The organism is Lignipirellula cremea (genome assembly GCF_056501455.1).
Genome location: NZ_CM151415.1, coordinates 3,912,986 through 3,925,380 on the forward strand (window position 1 = coordinate 3,912,986; position 12,395 = coordinate 3,925,380).

Sequence of the window (12,395 nt, forward strand, 5' to 3'; positions counted from 1 at the left end):
GGCGTTAGATGAGCTCGCGAATCGGCTCGCCGTAAGGCAGGATGGGCATGGGGCGCCCGCTGAAGTCGGGGAAGGCGACGTTCCAGTCGATGCCGAGGTGGCGATAGACCGTGGCCCAGAAGTCGTTCGGCGTGAGGGGGCGATCCTTGGGCGCTTCGCCCTTGGCGTCGGTCGAGCCGACCACCTGGCCGGTCCGCATGCCGCCGCCGCAGACGAGGACCGACATCGCGCCGGGCCAGTGATCGCGACCGGGCTGCATCACTTTCGTCTGCGTGCCGATCTGGTTGCTGATCCGGGGGGTCCGACCGAACTCGCCGGTGACGACCACCATCACCTTCTTGTCGAGGCCGCGAGCGTAAATATCCTCCACGAGCGCGGTCACCGCCTGATCGTAGATCGGCATGCGGAACCGGGCGTCGTCGAAGATGTGGCCGTTGACGGCGTGCGAGTCCCAGTTGTAGATGACGCCGTCCGGGAACTGCTGGCCGGTCTTGAGCGGGTTCTCCATCACAACGGTGACGAAGCTGCTTCCCGCCTCGACGAGGCGCCGGGCCATGAGCGCCCGCTGTCCCCAGGGATGCATACCGTATCGTTCGCGCAGCTTCGGATCCTCGCGCGTCAGGTCGAAGGCGACGCGCGCCTCCTCGCTGGTGAGCAGTTCGAACGCCTTCCGCTCGAACTTGTCCATCGCCTCCATCGAACCTGAGCGGTCGATGTCCCGGCGGATCGTATCGAGGCTCGCCAGTAGCGACCGGCGGTCGTCGAGCCGCGATTCCATCTCGGTGGAGAGCGCCAGGTTCTTCACCTGGAATTCAGGCTGGCTCGGATCGCCCGGAACGTTGAACGGCGCGTACGCGGGGCCGAGGTAAGCGGCGCCGAAGCTGTAGGTATCGACCCCTGCGCGGCCGGCGTGCGTCGTCGAGACGTAGTTCGGCACGCCCCGCTGTACGTCCTCCCGCATCTTCGCCACGATCGACCCGACGGCGGGGGCATCGTTCACGAAGCCGGTCGGCGTCTTCGGGTGTCGCCCCGTGAGAAAGCGCTTATGGCCGCCGCCGTGGTCGGCGAACTCGTGCGCGATCGACCGGATGAGGGTGTAACGGTCCGCGCACTTCGCATGCAGAGGGAGCAGTTCGCTGACGTCGATCCCCGGAACGTTCGTCGGGATCGGTTTGAATTCGCCGCGATAATCCGCCGGAGCGTCCGGCTTCATATCGTAGGTCTCCATGTGCGGCGGACCGCCAGGGAGCCAGACGAAGATGACCGAAGTATCGGGCGCGGGCGCCGCCGGCGACGCGGAAGCTTCCCTCAGCCGGAGCAGGTCCGAGAGGCACATTCCGCCGACGCCGAGAGCGCCGATGCGCAATACGTCGCGGCGACGAACGGGACCGGGACAACGAGGGGCACGTCGATCCATCGAACCGTTCCAGGCGGGGATAAGTGGCGGGAAGACGCCGCGAACTCCGGACGATTCGATCCTCGAATCAGGCCCGGAGCGCTAGCGCCTGAAGTCAGTGTCCCTGTTCGTCATCGGATGTCAACGAGATTTTATGCAACTTTCAGGAGGCGGTAGGGGCTAAGGCGCGCCGCGCAGCCCGTCCGCGACTAGCTCCTGATCAGCCCGGAGATCACGTCGCCGTAGACGTCCGTAAGGCGAAAGTCCCGGCCTGCGAAGCGGTAAGTCAGCTTCGTGTGGTCGAGCCCGAGCAGGTGGAGCATCGTCGCGTGCAGGTCGTGCAGGTGGACCTTGTCCTCGACGGCGTAGTAGCCGTACTCGTCGGTCTGGCCGTAGAGCGTGCCGGGGCGCGAACCGCCGCCCGCCATCCACATGGTGTAGCCGTGCGGATTGTGATCGCGCCCGTCGCCGCCTTGCGCGACCGGCGTGCGTCCGAATTCGCCTCCCCACAGGACGAGCGTCTCGTCGAGCAGACCGCGCTGCTTCAAATCCTTGATCAGCGCGGCGATCGGCTTGTCGACCTGATTGGCCAGCTTGGCGTGCTCCGCCCTCAGGTTGCCGTGCGAATCCCAGTAGCCGTGACTGCACTGCACGAAGCGAACGCCCCGTTCGACGAAGCGGCGGGCCATCAGGCACTGCCGACCGAAACCTTCCGTTTCCGGATTATCGAGGCCGTAGTCGGAGAGCGTCTCCGCCGTTTCGCCGCTGACGTCCTGCAATTCCGGCGCGGCAGCCTGCATGCGATACGCAAGTTCGAAGCTGTTGATCCGCGCTTCCAGCGAATCGTCCGGCCCGACCTCGGCCAGCCTTTCGCGATTCAATTCCTGAAGCAGATCGAGCTCCATCCGCTGCAACTCTCGCGGCAGACCGTCGGCGTTCTCGACGAACGGAATCTTCGCCTCCTTCGAAGAGAGGGAGGAGTTGCCGATCGCCGTCCCCTGATAATCCGCCGGCAGGAACGCCGAGCCGTAGAGGTTGGCGCCGCCGTGACTCTGCGAGGGGCAGAACGTCACGAAGCCGGGCAGGTCTTCGCTCTCGCTCCCCAGGCCGTACGTGATCCAGGAGCCCATGCTGGGGCGGACGAACGTGTCGCTGCCCGTCTGCAGTTCCAGCATCGCGGCGCCGTGCCGCGAGTTCGAGCCGTTCATCGAGCGGATGATGCAGAGATCGTCGACGATCTTCGACATCTCGGGCAGCAGTTCGCTGACCCACGCGCCGCTCTGGCCATGCTGCGCGAACTTCCAGGGCGACGCGAGCAGTTCGCCCGTGGCGCTCGAAACCACTCGGGGCTTGGGGAACGGGAGAGGCTTGCCCGTGTCGCGATCGAGCTGCGGCTTGTGATCGAACAAATCGATATGCGACGGACCGCCGTGCATGAAGAGGAAGATGACCCGCTTTGCCTTCGCCGGGAAGTGAGTCGGCTTGGGAGAGAGCGGCCCGCCGAACGCCGGCTGCGACATCAGTCCCGCGAGCGCGACCGATCCGAAACCGGCGGCGATCTGGCCTAATGCCCGACGGCGGGAAACTCGCGCGAAGGCGTAATCGTCGCGTCGCATGAAACCTTCCGCTCAATCGAGGTAGACGTATTCGCTCGTCGCCAGCGTCGCGCGGCAGAGACTCTTCCACGCCCGGCGCTCCGCCTGGTCGGCCTCCTCGGGCTTCGTCTCTCGCCAGCGGATCTGGTACCGGTCCAGATAGGCGAGGGCGCGCTCGATCTGCTGCGGTTCGGGCGGTCGTCCGTAAACGAGGCGATAGAGCCGGTCGACGCGAGCGGCGTCGTCATCGAACTCGGCAAGCAGCGTCCCCGCTAACGCGTCGCTCCGATCGGCCACGAAGTCGCTGTTCATCGCGAAGAGCGCCTGGGGCGCGACGACCGTCGCATCCCGCTTCCCGGTGAGAGCGCTGGGGTCGGCGAAGTCGAACGCGGAGAACGCGTCGTACAGTCCGCTCCGCACGATCGGCAGATAGACGGAGCGTCGGCGCGTGTCGTACATCTTCGAGCGGAAGGCGGTCGACCCGTTGAGATATTTGCGGTTCTCGGCGTCGAGCGTTTTGCCGCCGACCGCGCGGTCGAGTTCCCCCGAGATCGCGAGCATGCCGTCGCGCATCGCTTCGACGTCGAGTCGCCTCCGCTCGCGGCGGTGGAGGAGCAGGTTCTCCGGATCGGCGACTTCGGACTGCGGGTCGCCCGCGACGCTCATTTGCCAGGTCGAGGAGAGCAGGATCTCGCGGTGCAGGTTCTTGAGCTGCCAGCCGTCGGCGACGAGCTGCGTCGCGAGCCAGTCGAGCAGTTCCGGATACGTCGGCGCGTCGCCCAGCTTTCCGAAATTGTCGGGCGAGCGGACGATCCCTTCGCCGAAATGCCACGTCCAGAGGCGATTGGCGATCACGCGCGCGGTCAGCGGATTCTGCGGCGACGTGAGCCAGTCGGTCAGTTCCTTCCGCCCGCTGCCGGATTCGATCGGCGGCGACGATTCGCTGCGCAGCACGACCGGGAAACCCCGCGGCACGACGGGCCCGAGCGTCAGGTGACTCCCCCGGTAGTGAATCGCGGCGTCCGTCGGGGCCGCGTCGATCACCGACATGGCCGACGGGATGAGGGGAACCTCGGCGGCCAGCTTCTGCTCCTCGGCCCGCAGCGCGGCGATGTCGGCCTTGCGGGACTCCTCCGTTCCCTCGGTCGACTTTTCCAAGGCGGCGATTTTCTCGCGAACCGGGGCCAGCTTCGCGCTGGCCTGATCGCGGGCGGCGAGAGAGTCGGGCGGAGCAATCTCCCGCTCGTGCCATTCGGCGACGACGGTGAGCTTGTCCATCGTCTGCGTGCTTTTGAAGATCCCGGCGAGAGCGTAATAGTCCGCGGCGCTGATGGGATCGAACTTATGGTCGTGGCACCGGGCGCAGCCGAGCGTCAGGCCGAGAAACGCGCGGCCAATGGTGTCGATCTGTTCGTCGACGATGTCCATCTGCAGCTTGACCGGGTCGTCCTCCGCCAGCATCTTCGATCCGATGCTGAGGAAGCCCGTCGCGATCACCGGCTCGAAGGCGTCTTCATCCGCGGCATCGGGAGACTCGACGAGCAGGTCGCCGGCGATCTGCTCGCGCAGGAACTGATCGAAAGGCTTGTCGTCGTCGAACGAGCGAACGACGTAGTCGCGATAGCGCCAGGCATTGGCATAGACGATGTTCTCGTCGAGGCCGTTCGTGTCGGCGTACCGAGCCACGTCGAGCCAGTGCCGGCCCCAGCGTTCGCCGTAGGCGGGCGACGCGAGCAGCCGATCGACCGTCCGCTCGAACGCGTCGGGCGATTCGTCGGCGAGGAAGGCTTCCACCTCTTCAGGCGTCGGCGGCAGTCCCGTCAATTCAAACGTCGCCCGGCGCAGCAGGGTCCGACGATCCGCTTGCGGGGCCGGGCGGATTCCGGCATGTTCGAGCTTCGCCAGAACGAACCGGTCGATGGGCGACTGCACCCACGCGACGTCGGCGACGTCCGGCGGCGTCGCTGCGAGGGGCGGCTGAAAGGCCCAGAACGACTTCGCCTCGTCGAGCATCGCGCTCTCGGCCTCGGCGGTGGTCGCCGGAGCGGTCGCCGGCGGAGCCTCTTCTCCCGGCCAGTAGGCGCCCTCGGCGATCCAGGCGGCGAGATGGGCGATCTCCTCCGTCGCCAGTTTCGACTTCGGCGGCATCTGCAGCGTCGCTTCGCTATGTCGCACCGCATGCATGAGGAGACTCGCCTCAGGCTGGCCCGGAACGATCGCGGGGCCGCGGGCTCCTCCCCTCAGCAGACCGGCGAGCGAGTCGACCGCCAGGTCGCTTTCCGCCCCGGCTTCGCTGTGGCATTCGGCGCAGCTCTCCAGCAGCAGCGGCCGGACATGCTTCTCGAACCGCGACGCACGCTCGTCCTCCGCGGCGAAGGCGACGCCGACGAACGACAAACCTGCGGCGATCGCGATCGCGAATCGCAGGGACATATTTTCGGAAGATGCGAGGCGGGAATGAGCGGCCCGAAGTGGCATCCGGCCGCGGCGAGTCTTATTTGCGAGGGCGCTTCGAGCCCCCCGCAATGAGTAACTTAATGGAACGCGTTGGCGAGAGCGAATCCTTTTTCGCATCCCGGCGAAATCCCGGTCGCGCCATCGCGAGGCGCTCCGCCGACCAGACAGCCGGCGAGACGATTCGTCGAATCTGGAGCAATCGCGCACGGGTACGTCGCCATGCGGCTCCAGAACGAAGACGGCAGGGAGGACCGCGCGAGAAGCACGAAGCTTGCGATCCGCGAGACCGGAGCACGACGATGCTCGTCCGCAAGCGACTCGATATTTCGTGGACCGAGCTGCTTCGTGCGGGGCTGGGCGCCTGCTCTGCGGTTGAATCGGGTTCTCGACGGGCGACCGATTCGATCGAAGCAGCGTTCGGAAGCGAAATCTTCGCGTGGCCCTGTCTGTCGGTACGGACGGGCTTTGACGCGACGCTTGCGGCGCTGAGGTTGCCGCCCGGCAGCGAGGTTCTGACGTCGGCGGTCACGATCCCGGGCATGCTGCGGATCCTGCACGAGCATGGCCTCGTGCCCGTGCCGGTCGAGGTCGATCCGTTCGAAGCCGCCGCGTCGCTCGCCTCCGCCGAGCGCTCGCTGGCTTCGCGAACCCGCGTTTTCCTCTCGGCGTCGCTGTTCGGCAGTCGGCAGAACCTGGCGACGATGGCCGACTGGTCGCACGACCGCGGGCTGATCTTCGTCGCGGACGAGGCGCAGGCGTTCGACGGTCCTGCGTCGTATGCCGCTTCGCCCGCCGACGTGACGCTGCTCAGTTTCGGCCCGATCAAGACCTGCACGGCGCTCGCTGGCGGAGCGCTGTTGTTTCGCGATCAGGCCCTGCGCGACGCAGCACGCGCGGTGACGACCGGCTATCCGCAGCAGAGGAACCGCAATTTCGCCGGTCGAGCGCTCCGCTTCGCCGCGATCAAGGCGCTCGGCTACGGTCCCGTCGCCGACCTGGCGGCATGCTCCCTCCGAATGATCGGTCGGGATCCGGATGCGTTCGCCGCGCAGGCGGCTCAGTCGTTCCCGGGCGACGACTTCTTCCGCAAGATCAGGAGGCGTCCGGCGCCGGCGTTGCTGACCACGCTCGCTCGCCGGCTGGCGACCTTCGACGCTGACCGTATCGCGGCGCGGGCGGTCGCAGGGAATCGCCTTCGCGAGCGGATCGGATCCGATTTCGTCGTCGTCGGGGCGGAAGATCCGGGTATGACGTACTGGACGTTTCCGGTTCTCGTCGAGGATCCTTGGGTGACGGCGGTAGCGCTTCGACGACGCGGTTACGACGCGACGGCGCGGAGCAGTCTGACGGTGGTCGAGGCGCCCGCGGGAAACGACTCTTATGCGACCGATCGGACCCGGGCATGGTTCGACCGCCTGATTTTTCTGCCGTTCGACGTCAGCTATTCCTCCCGCCGACTCGATCGATTGGCGGCAGAGTTTCTCCGCGTCGCCCGTCCATTTCGACCGGAGCGTTCGGAATCGGCTGCCCGGCGGGCGCGGCGACCGATTGCGACGTCAGCTTCAGCCGCGTCCTGACGCCGCAGGCGCTCGCCCGATTTCGCCTTTCGGTATGCTCAGGTACACTCGGTCGCTCGCTTTACGTTCGGCTCGGACGCGTGCATGACGGCCTATCGACACGTCGCCCTGATTGGGGTCGGTCTGCTCGGCGGATCGATCGGATCGGCGCTGCGCCGCGGGGGACTGGCCGAACGCGTCGTCGGATATGCTCGGAAGCGGGAGACCCTCGCTCTGGCCGTGCAGCAGGGCGCCTGCGATCAGGCGACGACCGATTTCGAGGCCGCCGTTCGCGGGGCCGACGTCGTCGTCGTCTGTACTCCCGTTCAGACGGTCGCGAAGCTGGCCCTCGCCGCGGAAGGGCTCCTCGCAGAGGGGGGCTTCGTCACCGACGTCGGCAGCGTGAAGGCGTCGATCGTCGCGGAAATCGAGGCGAACGGCGGACGCCGATTCGTCGGCAGTCACCCGATGGCGGGCAGCGAAAAGACCGGCGTCGAACATTCCCGGCCGGATCTGTTCGCGAACGCTCTGACCTTCGTGACGCCGACGTCGGCGAGCGATCCCGCGCTGGTCCAGAAGACGGTCGAGTTCTGGTCGCGACTGGGTTGTCGGGTGAAACAGATGTCGCCGGAAGCGCATGACGTCTGCGTCGCGGCGACCAGTCACGTTCCGCACCTGGTGGCGTCCTTGCTGGCGGCGTCGACGCCGGAGGACGTGCTGGACTGCGTGGCGGGGGGCTGGAAAGATTCGACGCGGGTCGCCGCCGGCGACATTGAAATGTGGCGACAGATCGTCTGCGAGAACCGGGCCGCCGCCGTCGCCGGGCTCGATCGGTTTCTCGCCGCTGCCGATACGATGCGTCGGTCGCTCGCCTCGGGCGACGACGACGTCTGGATACGAATTCTCGAGGAAGGGAAACGTCGCCGTGACGCTGTGGGAAGTTGATCTGCATCCTCGTCCCGGCTTCGTCGATCGCCGCGCGCTCGATGCGCTCGCTCAGGCCCGCGACGTCGGCGTCGGAGGATCGATTTCCGTTCGTTCCGCGCATGGATATCTGCTCGAAGGCGAACTGACGGCGGAGCAGGTCGAGAGCGCCTCGCAGCGGTTGCTCTGCGACGCGGTCGTGGAGATGTCCGTGATCGGTCGCTCGGGCGACGAGGCGCTGGTCGCGCTTCCCGCGGAGCGTCTCGACGGCCAGGCGACGACCGGCGCCACGCTGGTGCAGATCCTGCCCAAGCCGGGCGTGACCGACGCGGTCGCGGAGACGGCGCTTCGCTCCCTGCAGGATCTCGGCCTGCCGATCGAAGAGGTCCGCACGATCCGGAAGTACTGGCTCTTCGGCCTGGGCGAAGCCGACGCCCGACGCTTCGCGACCAAGGCGCTCGCCAACGAATCGATCGAGCAGATCGTCGTCGGTCCGCTGGCTCTCGAGTCGCTGCACGTCGGGGCGCCTTACGCGTTCCACAAAATCGTCGTGCGAATGCTGGGCGCGAATCCGGAACGGCTCGACCGGATCAGCCGCGACGGGCAGCTCAGCCTGACCCGCGAAGAAATGCTGACGATCCAGGCTCACTATCGCGAGACGGGTCGCGATCCGACCGACGTGGAACTGGAGACGATCGCTCAGACGTGGAGCGAGCATTGCAGCCACAAGACTCTGAAGGGTCGCATCCGCTACCGCGACGAGCGGGGCGAGCGACTGTTCGAGAACATGCTGCGCGAGACGATCTTCGAGGCGACGCAGCAGGTCCGCCGGGATTTGGGCGACCAGGACTGGTGCGTCAGCGTCTTCAAAGACAACGCCGGCGTCGTCACGTTCGCTGAAGAAGCGCACGTCACGATCAAGGTCGAAACGCATAACCGTCCCTCCGCGATCGAACCCTACGGCGGCGCGAATACGGGCCTGGGAGGCGTGATCCGCGATACGCTCGGCACGGGCCTCGGCGCCAAGCCGATCGCCAGCACGGACGTCTTCTGCTTCGCCCCGCCCGACATGGCGCCGGAGGACGTTCCGCCCGGGGCGCTCCATCCCCGCCGGATCATGAACGGCGTCGTCGCGGGCGTCCGCGACTACGGCAACCGGATGGGCATCCCGACCGTCAACGGCGCCCTCTACTTCGATCGCCGATACGTCGGCAATCCGCTGGTCTTCTGCGGCAGCGTCGGACTGCTGCCGAAGGACAAGGCTTTCAAGTCGGTCGAGGCGGGCGATCTGATCGTCGCGATCGGCGGACGAACGGGACGCGACGGCATTCACGGCGCCACGTTCAGCTCCGTCGAACTGACCAGCGAAAGCGAAACGGTCTCCAGCGGCGCCGTCCAGATCGGCCACGCGGTGACGGAGAAGATGGCGATGGACGTGCTGCTTGCGGCGCGCGATCGCGGCCTCTTCCGCGCCGTGACCGACTGCGGGGCAGGGGGCTTCAGCAGCGCCGTCGGCGAAATGGGCGAGGGGCTCGGCGCGGAGGTGCATCTTGACCGGGCGCCGCTGAAGTACGCCGGCCTGTCGTACGCGGAGATCTGGATCAGCGAAGCGCAGGAGCGCATGGTCTTCGCGGTGCCGCCCGAGAATTGGGAGGAGATGTCCGCGCTCTGCCGGAGCGAAGGGGTCGAGGCGACGGTCCTCGGCACGTTCAAGGCGACGGGACGGCTGCAGCTTTACTTCCAGGGGGCGGAAGTCGGCGACCTGTCGATGGACTTCCTCCACGACGGACGCCCCCCCATCGTCCGCGAGGCGACCTACTCCCCCCCTGAGCCGTCGGCGCCGACGCCCGCGCTCACGAAGCCTGAGGCTGGTCAACCGCTCGGAAAGAGCGAGCGTTTCGACGCCGATCTGTTGGCGATCCTCGCCGCGCCGAACGTGGCGAGCAAGGAATCGATCATCCGTCAGTACGATCACGAGGTGCTCGCCGGTTCGGTGATCAAGCCGCTGGTCGGAGCGCAGAACGACGGCCCCTCCGACGCGGCGGTAATCCGTCCGATCCTGTCGTCCCGCCGGGGGCTCGTCGTCGCCTGCGGCATGAATCCGCGTCTGGGGGATTTCGACGCCTACTGGATGGCGGCCAGCGGAATCGACGAAGCGGTGCGCAACTGCGTCGCGGTCGGCGCCGATCCGAACAAGATCGCCCTGCTGGATAATTTCTGCTGGGGACGGATCGACCGGCCCGAGACGCTCGGCTCGCTGGTTCGGGCGGCGCTCGCGTGCCAGGATCTGTCGGTCGCGTGGAAGACGCCGTTCATCAGCGGCAAGGACAGCCTGAACAACGAATTCCGCTACGACGGCCCGGACGGACCGACGACGCTGGTCATTCCGCCGACGCTGCTGATCACCGCGCTGGGGCAGGTGGAAAACGTCGCCCGGTGCGTGACGATGGACCTCAAGCAGCCGGGGAACGCGATTTACCTGATCGGTCGCACCTGGCCCGAGACGGCGGGGTCGCACTTCCATCTGGTTCGCGGTCTCGACGGCGGACTCGTGCCGCAGGTGCGGACGGCCGAGGCGATGGCGACGTTCCAGGGAGTGCATCGTGCGATCGCGGGCGGTTTCATCCGAAGCTGCCACGATCTGAGCGAAGGGGGCCTCGCCGTCGCGCTCGCCGAGATGGCGTTCGCGGGCGGGTTCGGCGCGGAGGCGGATCTCGACGAAGCGATCGCCCGGGGACTGGCGACGAGCGATTACGACGCGGATCAGAAGTCCGCCGGCGAGGCGCTCGGACCGGTCGCGACGGTTCTCTTCGCGGAGTCGAACAGCCGCTTCCTCGTCGAAGTCGCTCCCGATAAGGAAGCCGCCTTCCGGGACGCGCTCGGCGACGTCGCCTGCCTCCTCATCGGAACCGTGACGGACGCTCCGCAGCTCACGATTCGAGCGAACGGCGAAGCGAGCGTCGATTCGTCGCTCGCGGAGTTGAAGGAAGCCTGGCAGAAGCCGCTTCGATTCTGAGCCCGGACGTTTTGCTGACGCGAGCGACCGGCGAACGATTACTGACCGCGCGGCCTTCTACCGCCGCGAATCCTCGAACCGACCTGCATCGAATTCATGGCTCGACCCCGCGTTCTGATCCTGCGAGCGCCCGGCACGAACTGCGACGAAGAGACGGCGTACGCGTTCGAGGTCGCCGGCGCCGAGAGCCGGCGCATGCACGTCATGGAGCTTCTGCGCTCGCCCGCGTCGCTGGACGACTATCAGATTCTTTGCATCCCGGGGGGCTTCTCCTTCGGCGACGACATCGGCGCGGGGAAGGTCTTCGCCGGGCGCCTGCAACAGCATCTGGGCGAGGAACTGGCTCGCTTCCGCGACGCCGACAAGCTGACGCTCGGCATCTGCAACGGGTTTCAGGCACTGATCAAGTCGGGCATGCTGACGACGTCGAAGGGATCGCCGCTGGTCGAAGAAGGGACGCCGCCCGCGACGCTCTTCTGGAACGACTCGGGACGCTACGAAGATCGCTGGGTAGACGTCGCCGCCTGCGGCGACAAGTGCGTGTTCCTCCGTGGGATCGAGCGGATGTACCTCCCGATCGCGCACGCGGAAGGAAAGTTCGTCGCCCGGGACGCCGCGACGCTCGCGGAACTGGAATCGTCGGGCCGCCTGGCGCTGCGGTACGTCGACGAACGCTGCGATCCGAAGGCGGAGGTCTGCTATCCCTGCAATCCGAACGGTTCGCAGGCGAACGTCGCCGGACTATGCGACGAGTCGGGTCGGATCTTCGGCCTGATGCCTCACCCGGAGCGGCATCTCGATCCGACCAACCATCCTCGCTGGACCCGCGGCGAAGCAGGCGAAACCGGCGACGGACTGGCTCTCTTCATTAACGCCGTCCGCTACTTCGGCTGATCGGTCTCGTCGGAGGCGGCTGGCGGCTCGGACGTCGAATCGACCGCCGCTTCTTCAGGCGGATCGGCGTCGGACGGATCATCGTCCGACTTGGGCGTCGGTCCTTCCGGCCAGATCCGGACGAACGGCTCTTCCGGAGAGAACTTGGCCTTCGCACGGACGAGGGTCCAGACTTCGTCGACGAACGAGGCGTCGTACTCGATCGTCGCCGTTCCCTTGGGGCCGGTGACGTCGTACCGGACGGCGGCGTAGCGAACCTTGTCCTCGTAGACGATTTGCGCCTCGGTCCAGTAGGCCGGCTCGATCGGCGTCCCGAGGGCCTGCTGCACTTCGCTCGACGACCGAACGGCTTCCAGCGAGTCGCGGTACGCGGACGATTCTTTCACGTCAGCGTTCAGGCGGTACATCAGGATCAGCGGACCGGCGATGACGCCGACGAGCGGCGGCAGACCGACGACCGCGAACAGCAGCAGGCGCGCCCAGAGGTTAGCGCCGAAGAACGCCGAGAGCCGCGCGCCGATCGAGGGAGAGGAATCTTTCATCCGGAGTCCGCGGAA

General features: G+C 66.8%; 8 protein-coding genes. 4 read left to right on the forward strand and 4 right to left on the reverse strand.

The features are described 5' to 3' along the window. Positions 1–4: 4 nt before the first annotated feature. The 3 genes from SH602x_RS15475 to SH602x_RS15485 all read right to left on the reverse strand — a co-directional run bounded on the left by SH602x_RS15475 (position 5) and on the right by SH602x_RS15485 (position 5,424). On the reverse strand, positions 5–1,417 hold the full coding sequence (locus SH602x_RS15475; protein ID WP_479473166.1) for a DUF1501 domain-containing protein: 1,413 nt from the start codon (positions 1,415–1,417) through the stop codon (positions 5–7). Between the two features lie 188 nt (positions 1,418–1,605). After that, positions 1,606–3,012 carry a DUF1501 domain-containing protein gene (locus SH602x_RS15480; protein ID WP_479473167.1) on the reverse strand — a complete coding sequence of 469 codons (1,407 nt, stop codon included), beginning with the start codon at positions 3,010–3,012 and terminating at the stop codon, positions 1,606–1,608. 12 nt (positions 3,013–3,024) lie between these two features. Next, positions 3,025–5,424: a PSD1 and planctomycete cytochrome C domain-containing protein gene (locus tag SH602x_RS15485; RefSeq protein WP_479473168.1), complete on the reverse strand. Its 2,400-nt coding sequence runs from the start codon at positions 5,422–5,424 to the stop codon at positions 3,025–3,027. A 323-nt stretch (positions 5,425–5,747) separates the two neighbouring features. Between SH602x_RS15485 and SH602x_RS15490 the strand changes: the two genes are divergently transcribed. From SH602x_RS15490 to SH602x_RS15505, 4 genes are all read left to right on the forward strand, one after another. Then, on the forward strand, positions 5,748–7,025 hold the full coding sequence (locus SH602x_RS15490) for a DegT/DnrJ/EryC1/StrS family aminotransferase (protein ID WP_479473169.1): 1,278 nt from the start codon (positions 5,748–5,750) through the stop codon (positions 7,023–7,025). 84 nt (positions 7,026–7,109) lie between these two features. Next, the gene (locus tag SH602x_RS15495; RefSeq protein ID WP_479473170.1) at positions 7,110–7,949 is read left to right on the forward strand and encodes a prephenate dehydrogenase; all 840 of its coding nucleotides are present in this window, start codon (positions 7,110–7,112) and stop codon (positions 7,947–7,949) included. Continuing rightward, a complete protein-coding gene (gene purL, locus SH602x_RS15500; protein ID WP_479473171.1) occupies positions 7,930–10,944 on the forward strand; it encodes a phosphoribosylformylglycinamidine synthase subunit PurL in 3,015 nt (1,004 codons plus the stop codon). The genes SH602x_RS15495 and purL overlap by 20 nt, the downstream gene beginning before the upstream one ends. Before the next feature lie 96 nt (positions 10,945–11,040). After that, positions 11,041–11,838 carry a phosphoribosylformylglycinamidine synthase subunit PurQ gene (locus SH602x_RS15505; RefSeq protein WP_479473172.1) on the forward strand — a complete coding sequence of 266 codons (798 nt, stop codon included), beginning with the start codon at positions 11,041–11,043 and terminating at the stop codon, positions 11,836–11,838. Here SH602x_RS15505 and SH602x_RS15510 read toward each other — a convergent pair. Further along, positions 11,826–12,380, reverse strand: a complete 555-nt coding sequence (locus SH602x_RS15510) for a cytochrome c oxidase assembly factor Coa1 family protein (RefSeq protein WP_479473173.1) — start codon at positions 12,378–12,380, stop codon at positions 11,826–11,828. The two genes, SH602x_RS15505 and SH602x_RS15510, sit on opposite strands and share 13 nt — an antisense overlap. Between the last annotated feature and the right edge of the window lie 15 nt (positions 12,381–12,395).

What these genes read in the sequence shown, in the direction of transcription:
- SH602x_RS15475 (WP_479473166.1), bottom strand. Translation starts at nt 1,417, where the DNA reads ATGGATCGACGTGCCCCTCGTTGTCCCGGTCCCGTTCGTCGCCGCGAC.
- SH602x_RS15480 (WP_479473167.1), bottom strand. Translation starts at nt 3,012, where the DNA reads ATGCGACGCGACGATTACGCCTTCGCGCGAGTTTCCCGCCGTCGGGCA.
- SH602x_RS15485 (WP_479473168.1), bottom strand. Translation starts at nt 5,424, where the DNA reads ATGTCCCTGCGATTCGCGATCGCGATCGCCGCAGGTTTGTCGTTCGTC.
- SH602x_RS15490 (WP_479473169.1), top strand. Translation starts at nt 5,748, where the DNA reads ATGCTCGTCCGCAAGCGACTCGATATTTCGTGGACCGAGCTGCTTCGT.
- SH602x_RS15495 (WP_479473170.1), top strand. Translation starts at nt 7,110, where the DNA reads ATGACGGCCTATCGACACGTCGCCCTGATTGGGGTCGGTCTGCTCGGC.
- SH602x_RS15505 (WP_479473172.1), top strand. Translation starts at nt 11,041, where the DNA reads ATGGCTCGACCCCGCGTTCTGATCCTGCGAGCGCCCGGCACGAACTGC.
- SH602x_RS15510 (WP_479473173.1), bottom strand. Translation starts at nt 12,380, where the DNA reads ATGAAAGATTCCTCTCCCTCGATCGGCGCGCGGCTCTCGGCGTTCTTC.